Source organism: Akkermansia biwaensis (assembly GCF_026072915.1).
Classification (GTDB): domain Bacteria; phylum Verrucomicrobiota; class Verrucomicrobiia; order Verrucomicrobiales; family Akkermansiaceae; genus Akkermansia; species Akkermansia biwaensis.
The window spans coordinates 1,937,327-1,956,772 of sequence record NZ_AP025943.1 but is presented as its reverse complement, the minus strand read 5'-3'; the positions used below and the strand labels follow the sequence as shown (position 1 = coordinate 1,956,772).

Genomic DNA, 19,446 nt, shown 5'->3' with positions numbered 1-19,446 from the left:
CTCTACCGGGCTTCCGGCGCGGACGCCTTTCCGGCGTGCATCCAGGTCGCCCGGTGCCACAGCCCTTCCAGCACTCCATAGCGGTGGCGTTCCAGCCACCAGCGGCAGAACCATATCTGCCCGACCATGGCGACGCAACCGATTGCAAAACTGGCCAGATACCCGCAATAGGGAGCCAGTCCCAGAGCATATGGGAAAAAGATCAGGGAACCGATCATGGACTGGGAAACGTAGTTGGTCAGGCTCATGCGCCCGTAAGTCAGCAAGGGAACCGTTACTTTCCTGAAATATTCCAGCCGGTACAGCAGAACGAAGGCTGCCACCCATACGCCGGTAAAGCAGACGTTGTGCCACATGGTAAAGATAGTGTGCAGGGGGCCAGACAAGCCCGGAAGGTCCATCACCACATAAAACGTCACGGTCCCCGCCAGGGAAAGAAGAATGGCGCGGGTCCAGAACACGGCGTTCCGGTCATTCTGCAAAAAGAATTCCTGCCGCCCCAGCACGAAACCCAGTAAAAACAGCCCCGGCGCCTGCATCAGGCGCCCGGCCTCAATACCCCAGGCCAGACTGGCCCACTGCCCCACCGTCAGATTCTCCCAGGCCATCAGCCAGAAATTGCCCGTATCCACGGCCGTTTTCAGGGAAGCGTACGATTCCGCGACGGACAGGGAGGGCGGCGCCCAGCCGGGACTCACCCACTGCGCCGCCACATAAGCCCACTCCAGGGGCTGTGCCAGGAAAATCAGGGATAATATGACCAGCGTGGAGGTTTTCAAACGGCGGCACGGCACCAGCAGAAGCCCTGCGATGGAGAAAGTCAACAGCACGTCGCCTCCCGGAAAAAACACCGCATTCATGCAGGCGAACACGGCCAGCAGGCACATGCGCCAGACAAACCTGCCCGCAAAGTCCCGGCCCTCCCGGGCCTGGTTGCGGTACTGGATGGCAAAGGTGAACCCGAACAACAGGGCGAAAATGGTATAGGACTTCCCGGCGAACAGGAAGAAAAAAGCTTCCTTGAACTCCTGGTTGGCTGCCTCCATCGCCACAGAAGAGGCCACGGGATAGGAATTATAAATGAAATGCTCCAAAAAATGCAGCAGCATGATCGCCATCACGGCAAAGCCGCGCAAGGCGTCCACCACATAAATACGTTTGCTGTCCGGAGAGGGCAAAAATTCCACAGAGACCGTGTATACATGATGGCGGAGCCATTTACAGCCAAAAATGCCGGAGAGGCATGTTTTTGGAAAAATTTCCTTCCTTCACTGCCGGAAAACTACCACGACCGGAACGGGGCCCTTCCACCATATTCCTGAAAATTAAAAGGTCCCGCCCTCTTTCTGCTTGCAGAACGCCGGGGGGAATGGCATAAAATTATCCAGAACTCTAACAATTCCCCCTGCCTTTCTTTCAAGAAGCCGGGGCCATCCGGCAGTTCCCCATGAATACCCACTTCTCTCTCTCCCCGGAAGAGCTCCGCACTGCCGTGCAGAAGCTTGACGCCCTGGCCTCCGCCATGAACCAGGTTCTGTTCGGCAAGGAAGATCTCATTGAACTTATCCTCACCGGCGTGCTGGCCCGCGGCCATATCCTGCTGGAGGGCCTGCCCGGACTGGGCAAAACGGAACTGGTCAAGGGGCTTTCCAAGGCGCTGGACATTACGGCAAGGCGTGTGCAGTTCACTCCGGACCTGCTGCCCGGAGACATCACGGGCACCCCCGTCCTGCAGGAGACGGACGGGAGAAAATCCTTCGTCTTCCAGGAAGGCCCCGTATTCGCCAACATCATGCTGGCGGACGAAATCAACCGGGCCTCCCCCAAAACCCAGTCCGCCCTGCTGGAAGCCATGCAGGAAAGGAAGGTCACCGTCATGGGCCAGTCCCATTCTCTTCCGGAGCCCTTCTTCGTGCTGGCTACCCAGAACCCCATTGAACTGGAAGGCACCTACCCCCTGCCGGAAGCCCAGCTTGACCGCTTCCTGTTCAAGATCAACGTAGGCAGAAATCCCGCGGAGGTGCTGACCCGCATCGTCCTCAACCGTGAAATGGGCGTGGAACCCGCCGTTCCCCGCGTGCTGGACGCGGAGGAGCTTCTCCGCCTGATGGGACTTGCCCGGCGGATCGCCATCCCGGATGCCGTGGCCGGATACATCGGGAGGCTCGTCAACGCCACCCATCCCGGCGAATCGGAAGCGGCCCGCGGTGTCAAATACGGGGCCAGCCCCCGCGCCGCCCTGGGACTGGCCGCCGCCGCCAAGGCGCGCGCCCTGCGCCAGGGACGCCCCTTCTGCTCCTTTGAAGACGTGCAGGCCGTCATCCGTCCCGTGCTGGAACACCGCATCCTGCTGGACCACATGGCGAAGCTGGAAGGAGCGACTCCCGGAGACGTCGTGGAACGGCTCCTGACAGAAATTCCAGCCCAGGACAAGCCCCTGCCACACTCCCTTGCCGCAGCTAAAATCCATTAATCCCACCCCCTGTTCAACCATGTTCCGCCAGTTGCTGAAACGCCGTGGACTGCTCTTCGCCTTTCTTCTGCTTCCGCCGTCCGCCCTTGCGGTCCCTGCGGGAAGCGCGGAAAAAGCCCCCCGAATTGAAGTAAGCTCCCCCTGCGACAAATTCCCGCGCAATTCCATCTCCCCGGCCCGCGTCCTGATAGAAAACGTCCCGAACGGGAAAGATACCCATACCCTTGAATTCCAGACTTTATGGAATGACAACAGCAGGCAGAGGTATTCCTTCTCCGTTCCTCCGGGACAAACGCGGCAGGCCGTCATCTATCCGTCCATGACGGACAGCCAGCTCTTATACCGGAATTCCGCGGATGAATCCATCAGCCTGTTCGCCGCCAGTGAAGACGCGCCCTTCTTCGCCGTTCTTCAGGAAAAAACGCCGTCCGAATGGAATATGTTGTCCGACAGTCCCTTCAACGCGCAGGTGAATACCTTTGACCTGATGGACTGGCCGGCGGACTACCGCATGTATGCAGCCCAGAACTGCATCATCATTCCTGAAAAGCTATACGAGTCTTACCTGGACGAGCCCCACAGGAAAGCCCTCCGCCAGTGGGTGCTGGGGGGAGGAAGCCTCTGGCTCATCGGGGACCGGGGGAGGAACATCACCGCCGTCCCTCTGGGCCGCGGTCTTATTCTTCACGTCCCTTCCCTGGAAGGCCTGACAGACAAGGAAAAGGAAGCGGCACTCCTCAAGCTGAAAACTGAAACCAAGGATATTTTTCCCGTAAAGGTTGACGGATATTACCAGACGCGCCTTCATCCGAAGGTGCCGGACGCCTCTCCCTACTTTTTCACCACGCCGTCTTTCCTGCTCGGCCTCATCCTAGTGGCCTTTGCCGTATTGGTGGGTCCGGTCTGCCTGCTGCGGTGGGCGCCCGTCGGCAAACGGCAGCGCCTGTTCATCCTGATTCCCGCCATTTCCCTGGGTGTTTCCATTCTTTTGGCGGCCGTCATCCTGATCGGGGACGGCACGGGGGGGCGCGGCAGCCGTGCCGTGCACATCCTGGTCAATCCGCAGGACCATACGGGACTGATCACCCAGAGCCAGGTCTGCCAAACCCTTATTCTGACGAACAACGAATTCACGCTCCCGGAAGACGTCCACCTCCAGGGCTGCCGGCTGGAAGAGGAAAAATTCCAAACCTTCCATGAAGACGGATACGTCCGGGAGAAACTGGAAAACTACTTGCGGGAGGGGAACTTGTGCAGCGGCGGCTGGTTCACCAGCCGGTCCACCCTTGAGCACAAACTGGTGCGCCCCATCACCACCAGGGCGTCCGTTACCGTTATTCCCATGCCGCAGCCGGACGGAGCGCCGGTCTTGCAGAGCACCTTCCCGGGCGCTCTGTCCAACCTCATTTACCGCGACGCCTCCGGAACGTATTGGCGCATTCCCAACCTGCCTCCCGGAGAAAGGAAGACAGCCGTCCGGAGTGAAAAAATACCTTCTGAAACACCGCCTCCGGGCCATTTTCACGCGGAAATGATATCCGCGGAAGGAGAATTGGGCCCCATTCCCACCCTGGACTCCATCAAGTGGGAAAACACCCGCATCACCGTCTCCGGCCCCGCCGCCGGAAACCAGCCCCTCCCCCAACAGCCATGACAGAGCCCATTTTGCTTGAAGTTTCCGGACTGTCCAAATCCTTTGACCAGGTTAAAGCCGTCAGCGGCGTCTCCTTCCAAATCGGGAAAGGACAGGTGGTCGGCCTGATCGGCGCCAACGGAGCCGGAAAGACGACCACCATGCGCATGCTCGCCACGCTGGAACTCGCCGACTCCGGAAGCATCCTGATCAACGGCATCAACACCGTGGACCATCCCCATGAGGTGCGCCCCCTGATCGGCTGGATGCCGGACTACTTCCACCCCTACAAAAACACCAGCGTCCGGGAATATCTGGATTTCTTCGCCAGGGCATACGATATTCCGGGCAGCCGCCTGCTCTCCGCCGTGAACGAAGTGCTGGACTTCACGGAGCTGGGAGAGCTGCAAACGCGGCTCATCAACAAGCTTTCCAAGGGGCAGACCCAGCGCCTGTGCCTGGCGCGCGCCCTGATCAGCGATCCCGAGCTCCTCATTCTGGACGAACCCGCCGCCGGTCTGGACCCCAAGGCGCGCATGGAATTCAAGAACCTGGTGCATCTGCTCAAGGCCAGGGGGAAAACCCTGCTCATCAGCTCCCACATTCTCTCCGAACTGGGGGAAATGTGCGATTCCCTGATTTTCATGGATGGAGGTTCCATCGTCCATGACGGCGACAAAAGCTCCCTGCTGCACCGCCAGGAGGAAACCGGCTGGCCCTTTGAAGTGAAAATCGCCGGAGAAAACACCGATCTTCTGGAAGAATGGATGGCCATTCATCCCGGCTGGAAAGTGCGTTCCGTGCAGGAAAACGGCGTTACGGCCACCTTCTCTTCCTGTGAACCGGAGCTGGTCGCCAGGGAACTCAGGCAGCTCTCCGCAGACCTGCCCGTCATCGAGTTCCACCGCAGCGAACGCCGGCTGGAAGAAGCCTTCGTCGATATCCTGCTTCACAAAGATAAAAAGCCGGCCTCCGCGTCCGGACAAACCGTCTCCCCCTCCTCATCCGCCTCATGAGCACGCCCACCACCCCCTCCCCGGACTTTCCGTCATGGTTTCCCTCCGCCCTGGTCAAGGAATTGCGGCAGGGACTGCGCACGCTTTCCTTCATTCTGCTCCTCAGCCTGTTCCCGGCAGCGCTGGCCCTGTTCTTCCTGTTCAGCTTTATTCCGGACCCCACTGGCAGCGGGACCCTTGTCAGTTCGGGCGTCTGCAACAGCATCTTCTGGACCTTCCTGATATTCGCCGTAGCGGGAGCCATTCCCTTCCGGGCACTCTTCTCCATCAGGGAGGAGCTGGAATCCCGCAACAGCGAACTCCTGCTCCTTACCAGGCAGACCTCGGGACGCATCATCATGGGCAAGTGGGCCTCCTTCATGGCGCAGGCCCTGCTCATCATGTTCATCTGCCTGCCCTTCGCCTTCATCAGGTACTATTACGGACAAATCAACCTGGTGCAGGACCTGACGGCCATCTCCTTCATCTATCTGGCCTGCGGCATTCTGACGGCCTTCTGCCTGTGGGCGTCCGCACTGCCGCTGCTCCTGCGCCTGGCCACCATGGGCGCGCTGTTCCTCATTTGCAGCACGAGCCTCTCCCTGTTCAGCTCCGGCCTGGAAATCAATCTGTTCAAGGACGGATTCGGAATGGGGCTGCTGCGGACAGCCGTCATCCTGACGGACGTATTCCTGGTCATCCGCACCCTGCTCATCCTGGCCCAGCGCTGGTTCGCTCCCATTGCGGAAAACACCTTCGCCCCCCTGCGCAAGGCGCTCCTGCCCGTCTATATTTCCACCATCGTATTCATGCTCTTCATCCTGGACTCTCCTTCCGTGGTGAAATCCCTCGTTACCGTCCACCTCATTTTCCTGTGGTTCTACAGCATCTTCCTGATCGTCATCGAACTGACGACTCCTTCCACCCTGCTCCCCATCCATGTGCAGCAGACGAATGAAAAGCAGACGGGATGGTTCCAGCGCCTGTTCTTCCTGCCGGGGATGCCCGGAGGCTTCTTCTTCTCCATCCTGACAGCTTTTCTCATTGGCATTTCCGGCTATCTCTTCCATCTCATGGAACATTCCACAAGCTCTGGAAACGGAATCCAGTCCATTCTGTTCATGATCTGCCTGACCATCTTCGGGTGGTATGCCGTCGTCATGCCGGCCCTTGTGTTGAAACCGGCCTGGAAAAGGCTGAAAAACAATACCCTGCTCGTCTATATCCTTTTCTGGAGCATTTCCTCCTTCTTCCTGGTTCTTCTGATATCCATGGAAGGTTATCTGCCCCTCCTGCCCGGCAGCACCTTCTTCGCCCTCCTCAGCAAGGAGGAAATAGCCACATTCGACACTTCCGGCTTCTTCATCTTCTTTGCCCTGCTGGAAGTGATGGCGGCTTTCCTGATGATGGGACTGAGCAACGGAGAATGGTTTGCCACCCTGAAAAAATCCTTGAATTCCCGCCAGGGCGGAGAAAAACAGGAAGACGGAGCGGAACAGCCCTGACAAAAGCCGCCTGAGCCGCGACCACGCCGAAATTTTTCCCCGCCATGTTCATGGAAAACGCATCTCCTTCCTCCACAGGCATCCGGCAGGAAGCCGAGCAGGCGGCCCGGCGCTTCCGCCTGCCTTTTTCCCGCCAGGCGTGGAAAGGGGTGCAGGGCGGCTGGACGGGACGGGAAACCGGCAACTCCATAGACTTTCAGGACCACCGCGCCTACCAGTGGGGCGACGATCCGCGCGGCATCCACTGGGCGGCCTACGCCCGGACCGGCCAGCTCACCATGAAGGTTTACCAGGCGGAACTGTCCCCCCTGGTGGACATTGCCGTGGATGTTTCCGAATCCATGTTTCTTTGCGAAGAACGGGCCGCGGCAACGGAGGCCCTGCTGCAATTCTGCATGCTTTCCTCCCTGCAGGCGGGCGCGCAGGTGCGGATGCACGCCGTCAAGGGACGACACGGCATTCCGCTGGAAATGGAAGACGTCCACTCGGGCCGCTGGCGCGCCGGACTGCCGGAGCTGCCCGCGGATGAAACCATGCCCGTTCCCGCCTTCTGGCGCGCCAACGGCCTGAAAATATTCATCTCCGACCTTCTCTATCCGGGGGAACCCTCCGCCCTGCTGGCTCCGATGACCTCCCGGGGCGGCCTGTCCCTGATCCTGGCCCCCACTCTGCCGGAAGAAGCTACACTCCCTGAAACCGGCAACGTCCGCCTGAAGAATTGTGAATCCGGCGCCACCCGCAACCAGTACCTATCCTCCGGCCTGTCCAGGCGTTATGTCCGTGCCTATGCCGTCCACTTTGAACTATGGGCCGCGGCCTGCCGGCGGCACCAGGCCCTCTTCTCCCGCATTCCCTGCAACCTGCCTCTGACGAAAGCCCTGGCGGCGGAAGCTTTCAGCGGCGGGGCCGTGGAACTCGCCTGATTATCAACATCCGCCTTCTTTCTCCCCATGCTCCCTCATCTCACCAACACGGCCGGCCTGTGGGCGCTCCTGGGAATACCCCTCATCCTTGCCATCCACTTCCTTCAGCACAGAACGCGGGTACGCCTTACGGCCACCATGTTTCTGCTGGAATCCCTGGCCCCGGAGGCAGCCACGGGAAGGAACTGGGACAGGCTGCGCTCCTCCCGCGCCCTGTGGCTTCAACTGCTCGCGGTTCTGCTGCTGGCATGGGTGCTTGCCGCGCCGTGCTGGGTCCGGCAGGACGCGGAGCAGACGGTCGTCTTCATCATGGATGACTCCGCCAACATGTACCCTTTCCGTGAAGAAGCCGTTCAGGCCGTGGCCGAAGACATGGAAAACATCGGAAAACAGGGCATCCCCACCACCTGGGTTCTGATGGGAAGCCGCCCGGCGCGCCTGCCCTTCTACCGCGGAAACAACAGGAACGCCGCCCTCCAGTCCCTTTCCCGGTGGATGCCGGACGCCGCCACCCACGACCTCTCCGAATCCCTGCGTACGGCGGCCTCCATGGCCGGAGCCGGCGGGCTCACACGCCTGGTCACCTGCACCCCGGAACGGGTCCCTGCCGGCCAGCCGGCCCGCGGCGTGGGCAAGCCGCTTGACAACGCCGGATTTGCGGGCATCACACGTATGGAAGGGCCGGGAGAGCCGCGCTGGAGAATCGCCGTAAAAAACAACTCTGCCGCCCCTGTCCAGAAAAGCGTCTCCATCCGCGCGGGAGATGTGGCTCAGGAACAATCACTGACGCTCCATCCCGGCGCCGTCGCGGAATTTGAATATACCCTGCCGCCCGGCTGCGGCACGGCCGTGCTCCGTCTTGCGCCCGATGCCTTCCCGCTGGACGACGTTCTGCCTCTGGTACGCCCCACCCCCAAACCGGTCGCCGTGGAAATGCAGGTTCCGGAAAAAACGGCCGATGTTTTCCGGAAAATCTACTCCGGCCTACCCGGCTTCTCCTCCAGCCCTTCCACGGACTCCACGGCCGCGCTCCGCATCCTTGTTGAAGACAAGGCAGACGCCCACCGGCCTCACGGCGCGGCCATCATTCTGGGGCGCCTGGCGGAAAAATCCTCAGGAATACGTACTGTGACGGCGGAACGGCATCCCCTGACGGACGGCCTGAACTGGAGCGGGCTGCTTGTGCCCGGCACCGGAAGCATGGCTCCGGGGGAAAACGCTACGATGCTGCTCTGGCGGGAAAATACCCCGCTGGCGTGGCTGGAAGAAGGCGCTCTCTTCCTCAACTGGTCATGGGAAGACTCCAACGCGGACCGTCTGCCGGCCACCGTGCTGATGGTGCGCCGTTTCATGGAAGCCGTCCAGGCCCGCGTGCCCGGCGTCACCACGGGCAACCTTCCCGGAGGAACGCGCCTCCGTCTCCCCGGAGGCTCCCGGATCATCCACACGGCGCCGGACGGGGAGCGGAAAGAAGCGTCCTTCTCCGGGCGCCTGCCGGAAGAACCCGGCTTCATCGACATTACCGGGACGCCTGCAGAAACGACTCCCCTCTTCCACGGAGCCGTCTGGTTCTCCGACGCCCGCATGGGCGACTTCTCCCACTGCTCCACTTTTGACAGCGGACTACAGGACCTGAAACAGGAAACGCGGCGGCATCTCGCGCCCGACCCTCTTGCCCCACTGTGGCTGGCCCTGGCCGGACTGGCCCTGATGGCCTCCTGGATACCGTCAACCCCCAACACCCTCCGGCGCCCATGATTCAATTTCTCTCTCCGGAATGGTTCTTCCTGGTTCCCCTGCTGGTTCTGGCAGGCTGGAAATACAAGCGGCTGCGCCTGGCTTCCCCGGTGCGCCTGCTGATCCAGGCCGTGCTGGTTCTGGCGCTGGCCCAGCCCGTAATCACCAGGGGCGGAAGCGACATGGACCTGTGGGTGCTGATCGACCAGTCCGGCTCCACGGACGGGGCCGCCGCCGCGGACGCTCCGGAAATCCAGTCCATCCTGGAACGCAGCAAGCGGCCGGGCGACCGCATCCGGCTGGTGGACTTCGCCCGTGAAGCTGTGCTCCGGGGACAGGGGGACCCTGTTTTCAATGGGGGCCCCTCCAACACATGCATGGCGGAAGCCCTGGCCTATACCCTTGCACAAATGGAGCCGGACCGCGTCAACCGCATCCTGATGGTCACGGACGGCTGGCCCACCACCCCTCTGGACAACACGCCGGAACAGCTCCTCCGCGCCGGGGTTCCCGTGGACTACCGCATGATCTCCGTCAACCGGGAGGCGGACATCCGCATCGATCATATCAAGGCCCCCGCGCGCATCCGTCCGGGGGAAGCCTTTCTGCTGGAGGTCGCCATCACCGGGCCGCCCGGTTCCGGGGCCGTGGTCCCCTGGCAGATAAGCAGAAACGGCGGAACACCCCTGACGGGACAGGCGGTTCTGGTTGACGGAAAAGCCGTCGTACGGCTGACAGACCGCCTTTCCACTCCCGGATGCGCAGCTTATGAAGCATTCATCTCCCCTCCCGGCGATCCCGTGACGGGCAACAACCGGGCGGAACAGCTTGTGGAAGTAACGGGAGGCAGCAAGGTACTGCTCCTTTCCGGCTATGACCGGGACCCGCTTGTCCCCTTCCTTGCCGCACAGGGATTCGACGTCCAGCGCCCGGCGGATCCCCTGCAGCTGGACTCCGGCCACCTGTCGGGAGCCGGCCTGGTGATCATCAACAACCTCAGGGCCTCCGCCGTCTCCCGGAAATTCCTCCATGCCCTGAACTACTATGTGCGGGAACAGGGCGGCGGCCTGCTCATGGCCGGAGGCAGGCAAAGCTTCGGTTCCGGAGGCTACTTCTCCTCCCCCGTGGACGAACTGCTCCCCGTCTCCATGGAACTGAAAAAGGACCGGGCCGGCCTTCTCACTTCCATGAGCATTGTCCTGGACCGTTCGGGGTCCATGTCCATGTCAGCTTCCGGAGGCAAAACCAAGATGGACCTGGCGAATGCCGGCGCCTGCCAGACCATCCTGAACCTTGCTGATGAAGATTTTATCTCCGTCCTCGCCGTGGACAGCTCTCCCCACGCCATTGTGGACATGAGCCGGATAGGCCCCAACCGGGACCAAATGCTCCGCAGCGTCTCCCGCATCCAGTCCATGGGCGGCGGCATCTTCGTGGGGGAAGGGCTCAGGGCCGGATGGGCGGAACTGCAAAAAACACAGGCGGGAACCAGGCACCTGATCCTTTTTTCCGATGCCGACGACTCCGAAGAACCGGACGATTATAAAACCACGCTGAGCGAAATGACCCGGGCAGGCGCCACCGTCAGCGTCATTGCCCTGGGAACGGAAAAAAGCCAAGACGCCGACCTGCTCAAGGAAATAGCAGAACTGGGCCAAGGCCGCATCTTCTTCTGCGACCGCCCCGGGGATATTCCCGATATCTTCACGCAGGAAACCATCTCCGTGGCCCGGGCCGCCTTTCTGGAAGAACAGACGCCCCTGCACGGCACGGCCGGATGGAACCAGATTGCCGCGGCACAGCCGGACTGGCCCCGGACGATAGACGGGTACAACCTCTGCTACCTGAGGGATGAAGCCACTGCCGCCTGCATCTCCGCCGACAGCTACCAGGCGCCCCTGATTTCCTTCTGGAACCGGGGGGCGGGACGCGTAGCCGCCGTCACCTTGGCGCTGGGCGGCCCCTTCGGGCAGTCCGTGCAGAACTGGGAGGGATACGGAGACCTGGTCCAGACCCTCTCCCGCTGGCTCAACAGGCAGGACGCGCCACCGGGCTACTCCGTACGCACGGAAACCGCGGGAGACCGCCTCTTCGTCCACCTCTACTACAGCGAAGAAAACATCCCGCAGATGGCGCGCCAAATGCCGGAAATCACCGTGGAACTGGCCGGCCGGGACGGTACCCGCACCATTCAGGGAATCTGGGAGCATCTTCAGCCGGGAGCCTTCCGGTGCAGCTTCCCCCTGCCTCCCGGAACCACGGCGCGCGGCGCCGTCCGCATAGGGGGCAACGCAATGCCTTTCGGCCCCGTCAACCAGAGTCTGGACCCGGAATGGGCCATGTCACGCCCGGCCCGGCAGGCCTTTCTGGACATGGTGCAAAGGTCAGGCGGCCGGGAAAGGCTGGACCTGGCCTCCATCCTGAACGAACCGCGGCCCACCTCCCGCCTTGACCTTCAGCCCTTCCTCCTGTGGGGGCTCCTGATCCTGCTTGTCACGGACGCCCTGCTCACGCGGACGGGGCTTTTGCCGGGGACAAAACGCGCCGGGCGGGAATCCGCGGAATAACACCAGGCCGCAAGCCCGTCACTTGAAAATTCCTTTCAACGCGGACTGTTCCCGGGGCGTCAGATTCTCCGACCAGACCGCATCCCCGCCGCGGGCGGGCTGCGCGGCACGGCCGCCGCTCTCCATGCCGCTGCCGCCTTCTTCCGGAGAGGGGGCGGAAACTTCTACTCCCGCCACAGAGCCCAGGGCGGCATGTTCCAGGTCTTCGTTACTCACCTGGTGTCTCCGGGTCGCCAGCTTCTCCCGCTCTTCCGGCTGAAAAGCCAGGGGCGCATCACTACGGCCGCGGGAAATCCCCATCTGTCCGGGCAAATCCCCTTCCCCCGCATTCCGACACACCAAATCATCATCCGGAGACGCCACGGACGCCATGCCGCACTCCTCACACATCTCCTTCAACCGGGAGGAAGCATGCTTCAATCTTTCCTGCAGCCGGCGCAGAGTTTCCGGATCAATCCGGCGGGAAGAAGCGGAAGCCAGCTCATTCAACCGAGCTTCCATTGTACTATCCATCCGCAAGCCGGAATGATCCAGGGCTTCCATGGCGGCACGCAACGCCTGCACAGCCTCCTGCATGCCCTCCTGCATGCCCTCCTGGTTCTGCGCGTTGGGGCTGCCGGACATCGCCAGCGCCTCATTCGTCTGCTGCAAACGGCCGCCCAGTTCCTGCATGGCCGTTCCGATTTTGTTCCTCAAGGCATCCAATGCCTCAAGCCCCGCGTGGGAATACATCTCTTCCCGGGACATCTGCTTTAAAGCCTCCAACTGCTCACGGAACGGCTCCACAGACGTTCTTTCCACCTCCTCCATCTTCTCTACTTCATTCAACGCGGCCTCGGCCTGAACAAGAGCCGGCGGGACATCGGGAAGAACGGGCCTGATCTCCACCCGCGGCAAAGGAAGAAACGCCCCGCACCAAGCCAGGGCCAGCCCCGCGGCCATCCACGCCAGCGGACTCCAGGAACGCACCCGCACCACGGGGCCGCCCTGCCGCATGGTACAGGCAGGCATTCCCTCATCCCCCCATTGCACCCCGGCACTCAACGCCGCATTCAGTTCAAGCTGGTCATCCATCAACGCAGCCGCATCCCGCAGGCTGAACATGCGGCCCCGGAGAACCCGCCAGCTCCAAAACACCAGAAACATCAAAGCCGCTAAAACGGACACCCCCAACAGCCACGGCAACTCCATCCCCATCCGGCGCCCTCCATACCAGACGAGTCCCAGCACCGCTCCGGCCACAAAACAGGGAATGCACAAGGCCTCCGCCACCATCACGGCATTCACCAGCCGCCGCAGCCGCAGAGCGCGCACCATCCCATTCTGTCCCTTTGCCGAATGCATAGTCACACATGTACTCAAAAATCAACCTCCCGGAAAGAGAAAAGTACAAGTCTCCTTCCACTCAAAAAATGCGGAAGACAACCATTTAACCGCTGAATACGAACCATGTTTCACAGACGGATAAAAATATGGCCGGGATTCCTGACCGCATGGGACGGTTTCCTATTAACAAAGAGGATTCCTGCCCAGAAATATTCGGGATCAAATAGTCATCATGAAAGTCGTTATCATCAATACGACTTTTAAAATTTCCAGGAAGAGAAAATTTAACCTTCTCTATTGTTCTATTATTATTTCTGAAAAAAGTAAATGAGCGTTTTCAGAAATAAATTCTTTTATCATACAAGCATTCTTGTTAGCGATTTCTTTTGAGGGATATGTAATCGTCTGGAACAACGGGACATGAATATTCCAAGGAGGAAATTTCCCTTTCCGGCGTATGATGATTTCACCTTTCAGGAGACTTCCTCTGGGTGAATCATATATTTCCAAGACAAGTCCTGCTTTTTTATTTGCTAACCGACTTTTCCTGGAGATAAAGGCACCAATAAATGAGAATTGACCGCTTCCAAAAATGACTTTGCTTGAATACAAAGTATTTATAGAAGGAATCCCTGTAAAACAGATGACACTTATAAGAATCATCAAAGGAAGAACCTCCAGGCAATTGGCAGCATACTCCAAACCTGCAAAAATTGCGTAAATACAGTATAATGTTGACAATAAAAAACCGAGAAAAGGAATGAAAAACAATCCTGTTAGAAGGATTTTCCTCCACCAAGGTTCATATGACAACCTCTCAACCGTTAGAATTCCACCATCCAACGAAAAGGAAAGCGAGTAGCTTCCACGAGTGGAAAGACATTTATCCAAACCAAGTCTTCGTGTCATGCCAATTTCATATTAATAAAGAATACGGTGATTTACGGTATTTTTAGTAGGACAAGATAGAATAATGTCCCCAGATTTTTTCCAGGGCAATTACAGTTTCCACCTTCTTACATAAATCTGTGATATAGGAGTCCTACATGACACAGGCACCTCATGCAACACTTTCCTGTAACGAAATCTTGGCCGCCTCCCTATTACCTGTTCTTGAACTCCTGCCGTTGAACCTCCATCACAGAATCGGGTTTCACAAGGAAAGATTTAGAAAAAATACCATGATAAAACTTATTACGATTTTCATTAAGATGAGAAACTATCGTCCTGCGGTATTTGCTCCATTGTACAGGCCTCGTTTTTTAAAGGAAACCGATAATATTTCGCAGCGTCATGCCTGAAAGCAACTTTCCAATACAGAATAGCAACTGAAAGACACAACAAACCTGTTATCCAAAGCCTTCCGACAGGAATATCATTCATTTTCAAAAGAAAAAAACCATAACAATCTTTTAAGAAGGCATACAGCAATAGAATAAGAGGAATACCAAGATACCATTGGCAATTACGAGCAATAAATTGAAAAAATTGGTCACGTTTCAGTATTCTCCCGTTAACATCTTCAGGATCAGTGGAAAGTATTGTTTCTCCGTCTTTCTCTAATAATACAAACGAAGGAATGTCCGGAATAGGATCCCCAATGCAATTATGAGAAGGAGTCATTTCATTTTGCAAAAAACCTTCAATTGGTCTCATTGCATTCCATATCAGACATAAAGTAAAAATACACCATTGTTTTTCTAAAGGCATGTTAACAATTATATTTTCATCATTTTCATTTAAAAGACGAGAACGTCTGTAATACCCGCAAAAGGAGGCAAACACAGCGTCATTGCTTACAAGTAATGTTTCCCGGTAATTCCTAAATTTATTTGCATCATCATAAGAACATCCTTGAGCTCTGGCCCACAAAAATCTACGAGCACTATCATCCTGTATGATCTTTAAAAACCCCAATTTGGGATCTTCAAATTTAATTTCCCCATAAGAAATATATTGTGCAATATTTTTCCCGTTGAGAATAATATTCCCTTTGCCCCATGGCATAAAGAGCTTATTTACCCATTGGATGGAATCACTCATTGATTTCCGTATATCAACTTGAAGCTCCGAAGATTCTATAGATATATGCACACGGCACCTCTGAGGAAATGCTTCTACGGAATAATGACCACAAACAGACCCGTCCATTTTCAATAATGATCCATTGAGCGTTCTTTTACCAAGTACAAATTCATTTTTTTGATCTTGAAATACGCAGCTGAAAATACTCATACCCTTAATAATAATTTTATAAAATTTGAGATTCCCAGAAATTAGTAAATTTAAAAGAATTTTCCTCTAAATTAACATTTAAAGAATCAGCGAATATATATAAACATTAGCACTTACCGATAAAGTTATTTCTGCTGTCTAGAATGTAGATTTTCCTCCTTGAAAAATCCGACATTGCTTATACGATAATTTAATGGATTCCTTAACTTCGGCACCAACAGAAATGTCAAATCAACTATCTTTTAGGGAAGCTTTGGCCCCTAAAATAATATAAGATTCCATACTTCCTGTAATGTACACTCGTCCCGTAATAGAACGTTTAGGGCATTTAGCTATATCAGCAGATCCATCAATACCGATTTTAGCAGTATCTCCTACAGTAGCACCTGCTCTCAAACTAGCTTCCATACCTCCGATATTAATTTGTTTATCTATACTGAAAACACTATTTTCTATATCATATTCGCCATTTACATCAACATTAAACTTTGACGTATTAGGTGCGAAAATGAGATTCATGCTAAAATTCAATCTTCCTCCAAAAGAGAATCGGCCATCTCCCATAGGACCTAGCGGGACACTTTTACTAAATTTAGGTACATAGTAGTACCTTCTCCATTTTCGAACTTCACAGGCCTGTTTTCGGCGTTGTAGAAGACGTTCCAGATGCCGGTAGAGGTTTTCACCTTCGTCTGGTTGCCGTCCTCGTCGTAGGAAGGAATGAAGGATTCGTCGCCATTCTTAACGATACCAGCGTATTGGTTGAGATCATTGGTCGTATAATCCGTAGTATCGCCGAATTCGAAGGAGGTCTTGCGGTTCCCAATGTTGTCGTATTGATAGCCGAATCGGCCACCGGGACGAAGCTGGTCGCCAATCAGTTCACTGCGGCTGTTGTAGGTGAAGAAGCGCGTCGTTTTGGGTGCTGCAGTGTTCTCCATGTCTTTGCGTTGCATCGGCGCCCCAGCGCATCGTGCTCGTATTCGTGACAGGCTGGCGAATAGACACTGTCCGGTCGCTGGTAATCAATGATGGCAACGAGGTTGCGTTTATCGTCATACGTGTTCTTACGGCTCATCCCGTTGGGGTAGTCAAGCCCTTCCACAAATCCGCTGGCAGCAGCATAGGACCAGGTAAACGGCGCCGCGGCCCCATCCAGACTCAGGGAAGCGATGCGGCCGCAATCATCGTAGGCAATTTGCGTATTCTGAATATCCTGGGCATCATTTGCCAGCCGATAACCGGCTCTGCGTCCGCAGGAATCGATATGTTCGCCCATTCGATAGGTCGAGCCGTCCGTTGTCAGGCTTTCAGATTCGAGCTCTCCGTATATATTATATGTCATCAAGCGCATACCGGAGGCATCGACGAGCCGGGTGATCTGGCCCAAATGATTGTAGACGATTGTTTGCCCCGGCGTGCCGTCGGAGAAGGAAACGCCCGTCAACAGGCCCCGTTTGATATCGTATGTGCAGGTTTTGACGATGCCTCGGGCGTTGGTCTCAGTAGAGGCCTGGTTGAAAGCATTGTAGGACTTGTCGATATGCGAACCGTCGGCGAAGGTTTTAAGCGTTTCGAGGCCAGTAGCGTCGTGATAGGACCACGTCGTCGTATCGCCATCGGTACGGTCCGCCGGATCCGTAGAGATATCCCCGTCGGAGGTACGGTAGGTGGTGAGCGCCATCATACGGCCGGCGTTGTCGTAGGCGAACGAGGCTGGCTGGATCGCCGTTCCCCATTCCGCTATTTTGCGGCCGAAAAGGTCATAGCGGTAGTACACTGTGTTGCCTAGGGCGTCGGTAACGACGGAGGCTGGCCGGAGGCGTCATCGTATTCCGTTGTCGTTGCGTGACCCGCCGCATCGATGAGACGAACGGTGCGCCCGGCAATATCGGTTTGCGCCGTGGTCGTGTTACCGCGCCCATCCGTAGTCGTCAACGTCATGCCGGTTGCCGTAAAAGAGCGGTTTTTCATTATGGCAATGCCTGTGTAATCGGTTTGAGAAGGCACAAACCCGTCGATGCTGACAACTTGTGCCGTCACACTTGAGGAAGGAATTACATTCTTTTGGATTTTCTTTGAATTCTCAGCATACTCTATCCATTCCATGGAAGTCAAGCCGCGTTCGTCGATGTTGACCGACTTTGATTCCAGCGTGGATGAAAGTTCGGAAACGAGTTGTTTTTGGAGGGAGACAAGAGGCTGGCCCTCGGCATTGTACCGGGTTTGCATCGTAACCGTATAGACACCGTCTTCGGTATTTTCAACACCATAGGCGTATTCCCGGACAGGCGAATTCAAGACGGAAGGCTCGTCATCGCAGGCCAGGGTTTGCTTCACAAGGTTGCCGAAAGCGTCGTATTCATAGAGCGTAGGAGCCATGGAAACGGCGTCGGCGCCGGAACCCGTGTCGCGCCCGGTGCGCACGATCTGACCTTCCGCATTGTATTCACTGCGGTCATAGATAAAGCTGGAAGTGGAGGGAGTCACCTGGGCAACGATTTGCCCGAAACCGTTGGTCAGGGTCTGGGAGAGAATCGTCGAGCGGTCAGCCAAATAGACGGTTTCCCTCAGACAATTGCCATCGAGATCGTAGGAGTGGTGGATTTCGCGCTGTCCCGTGCCGTACTCGTGCATGATGCTGCCGTCGGCGTGAAGTTCGGTGACAAGAGTAGCCCCGGCGGGTGTCGTGACAGTGGTCGTTAGCCCGTCTTCGCTGTAGGCCGTAGTAGTGACGCGGCCCAGAAGATCGGTCTGAACGACGGGACGCCCCAGTTGGTCGCAGACGATCGATTCCGCAGTCGTCATGGCTCCGGTATCGCGGCGCGTCCGCAAGGGGCGCCCGGCGGCGTCGCGCGTGTAGGTAACGATGGTTTCCAGAGTGACAAAAGTTTCACCTTCCCGGATTTCCGAGCTGATGTTCAGCCTCCAGCCTGCGGCGCTCCTCATAAAGCCGGTATTGCCCCCGGACATGCGCCTGGGCCTGCTTCTTTGACCGCTGCCCCTTGCCTTTCAGTACACGCCTTCCCATGAGACGAAGCAGTTCGTTAAGCTCGTCTTCCCATTCATGCAGGAATATCTCACGGCGTTTTTTTGCCTGATCCTCGACAAAGTCCAGGCACAGGGAGGTCAAACGATTGAAATCGCTGATTTCTTCCTCCTTTGCGACCGTAACATCGCTGACATGGATTCGGTCTCCGGCCCAGCTGGTCAACCCCATGTTGGGCGCTGATGCGTCTGCCCGCATCATCATCAATTCCGCAGCACTGTGTCCGGTAATGGCATAGTACAGTTTGTTCTGAATTGAGCTGAAAAACTCCGTCGTTTCCTTTCCGGACGGCACATAGTCAGCCGCCATGGCAAAAACATCCTTGATGCGCAGGTACATGCCCGTTCGCTGGCACGAATGTCCCGAATACGCTCGAGCAATTCATCAAAGTGGGCCGTCAACGGTGTCGTTCCGGGAATCGGCGGGTTCTTCAAACGTTCGTCATCAATGGCAACCCCCTTGATCATGTATTCCTTCAGGCTCTGGGTCGCCCATATGCGAAATTGAGTGCCCCGTATGCTATTCACCCGGTAACCGACGGAAATGATCATATCGAGGTTGTAAAACGTGATGGAACGTCTAACCTGACGCATACCCTCCTGACGAACTTGTAAGAAATCCTTACAAGTTCCTTCCCTTTCAAGCTCAGTCTCTTCGTAGATATTCTTCACATGCATGATGATGTTTTGCACGGATGTCTGGAACAGTTCGGCCATCATCTGCTGGGTCATCCACAATGTCTCATCATGGATGCGAAGATCCAGACGGATGTTGCCATCCGGAGAAGTATACAATAACAGCTCTCCGGGAACCGGGGTTTCGTCTTCTGTCGGCAGATGGGTCATACCTTGTCTTCTTTTCGATCAATCCATATGGCAACCCGAATAACGGCAGTCATTCTGGAATAATGAGCCCAATGAAGCATAGCAAAACCGGCATGCATGCAAAGCTCAAAGCTCACATCATCCGACGACTTTCATCAAAAGGCGTCGCTCCCATGGGA

Annotated in this window: 15 protein-coding genes and 1 pseudogene; 7 read left to right on the top strand and 9 right to left on the bottom strand. The window is 56.6% G+C overall.

Going from position 1 to position 19,446, the window contains the following annotated elements; translation table 11 throughout:
* Positions 1 to 2: 2 nt before the first annotated feature.
* On the bottom strand, positions 3 to 1,187 hold the full coding sequence (locus OQH67_RS08025) for a DUF418 domain-containing protein (RefSeq protein WP_215435950.1): 1,185 nt from the start codon (positions 1,185 to 1,187) through the stop codon (positions 3 to 5).
* 260 nt (positions 1,188 to 1,447) lie between these two features.
* Here OQH67_RS08025 and OQH67_RS08020 point away from each other — a divergent pair, with 260 nt between their 5' ends.
* Genes OQH67_RS08020 through OQH67_RS07990 form a run of 7 tightly spaced genes read left to right on the top strand, consistent with a single transcriptional unit; the run spans position 1,448 to position 11,833 of the window.
* Positions 1,448 to 2,473 carry an AAA family ATPase gene (locus OQH67_RS08020; protein WP_215435953.1) on the top strand — a complete coding sequence of 342 codons (1,026 nt, stop codon included), beginning with the start codon at positions 1,448 to 1,450 and terminating at the stop codon, positions 2,471 to 2,473.
* A gap of 19 nt (positions 2,474 to 2,492) precedes the next feature.
* On the top strand, positions 2,493 to 4,127 hold the full coding sequence (locus OQH67_RS08015; RefSeq protein WP_215435956.1) for a hypothetical protein: 1,635 nt from the start codon (positions 2,493 to 2,495) through the stop codon (positions 4,125 to 4,127).
* Positions 4,124 to 5,122, top strand: coding sequence for an ABC transporter ATP-binding protein (locus OQH67_RS08010; RefSeq protein ID WP_215435957.1), 999 nt, complete (start codon positions 4,124 to 4,126; stop codon positions 5,120 to 5,122). Before OQH67_RS08015 ends, OQH67_RS08010 begins: the two co-directional genes overlap by 4 nt.
* The gene (locus OQH67_RS08005) at positions 5,119 to 6,606 is read left to right on the top strand and encodes a hypothetical protein (RefSeq protein ID WP_215435959.1); all 1,488 of its coding nucleotides are present in this window, start codon (positions 5,119 to 5,121) and stop codon (positions 6,604 to 6,606) included. The genes OQH67_RS08010 and OQH67_RS08005 overlap by 4 nt, the downstream gene beginning before the upstream one ends.
* Before the next feature lie 50 nt (positions 6,607 to 6,656).
* A complete protein-coding gene (locus tag OQH67_RS08000; RefSeq protein ID WP_215459032.1) occupies positions 6,657 to 7,529 on the top strand; it encodes a DUF58 domain-containing protein in 873 nt (290 codons plus the stop codon).
* A 27-nt stretch (positions 7,530 to 7,556) separates the two neighbouring features.
* Positions 7,557 to 9,287 (top strand): DUF7407 domain-containing protein, encoded by a 1,731-nt coding sequence (locus OQH67_RS07995; RefSeq protein ID WP_215435964.1) that lies wholly within the window; start codon positions 7,557 to 7,559, stop codon positions 9,285 to 9,287.
* Entirely contained in the window at positions 9,284 to 11,833 is a 2,550-nt protein-coding gene (locus OQH67_RS07990; protein ID WP_215435967.1) for a VWA domain-containing protein, read from the top strand. The genes OQH67_RS07995 and OQH67_RS07990 overlap by 4 nt, the downstream gene beginning before the upstream one ends.
* Positions 11,834 to 11,851: 18 nt before the next feature.
* On the opposite strand, the gene OQH67_RS07985 is transcribed toward OQH67_RS07990, so the two are convergent.
* The 8 genes and pseudogenes from OQH67_RS07985 to rhuM all read right to left on the bottom strand — a co-directional run bounded on the left by OQH67_RS07985 (position 11,852) and on the right by rhuM (position 19,288).
* A complete protein-coding gene (locus OQH67_RS07985) occupies positions 11,852 to 13,150 on the bottom strand; it encodes an apolipoprotein A1/A4/E family protein (protein WP_215435970.1) in 1,299 nt (432 codons plus the stop codon).
* A gap of 303 nt (positions 13,151 to 13,453) precedes the next feature.
* Positions 13,454 to 14,068, bottom strand: a complete 615-nt coding sequence (locus OQH67_RS07980) for a hypothetical protein (protein ID WP_215435972.1) — start codon at positions 14,066 to 14,068, stop codon at positions 13,454 to 13,456.
* Between the two features lie 297 nt (positions 14,069 to 14,365).
* Positions 14,366 to 15,394 carry a hypothetical protein gene (locus tag OQH67_RS07975; RefSeq protein ID WP_215435975.1) on the bottom strand — a complete coding sequence of 343 codons (1,029 nt, stop codon included), beginning with the start codon at positions 15,392 to 15,394 and terminating at the stop codon, positions 14,366 to 14,368.
* A gap of 231 nt (positions 15,395 to 15,625) precedes the next feature.
* A complete protein-coding gene (locus OQH67_RS07970; protein ID WP_215435978.1) occupies positions 15,626 to 15,913 on the bottom strand; it encodes a hypothetical protein in 288 nt (95 codons plus the stop codon).
* 50 nt (positions 15,914 to 15,963) lie between these two features.
* Positions 15,964 to 16,335 (bottom strand): fimbrial protein, encoded by a 372-nt coding sequence (locus tag OQH67_RS07965; RefSeq protein WP_215435981.1) that lies wholly within the window; start codon positions 16,333 to 16,335, stop codon positions 15,964 to 15,966.
* On the bottom strand, positions 16,272 to 17,174 hold the full coding sequence (locus tag OQH67_RS07960; protein WP_215435984.1) for a hypothetical protein: 903 nt from the start codon (positions 17,172 to 17,174) through the stop codon (positions 16,272 to 16,274). Before OQH67_RS07960 ends, OQH67_RS07965 begins: the two co-directional genes overlap by 64 nt.
* Before the next feature lie 8 nt (positions 17,175 to 17,182).
* Positions 17,183 to 18,343: a hypothetical protein gene (locus OQH67_RS07955; RefSeq protein ID WP_215711689.1), complete on the bottom strand. Its 1,161-nt coding sequence runs from the start codon at positions 18,341 to 18,343 to the stop codon at positions 17,183 to 17,185.
* Positions 18,288 to 19,288: pseudogene (rhuM, locus tag OQH67_RS07950) on the bottom strand (RhuM family protein). Before rhuM ends, OQH67_RS07955 begins: the two are co-directional and overlap by 56 nt.
* Between the last annotated feature and the right edge of the window lie 158 nt (positions 19,289 to 19,446).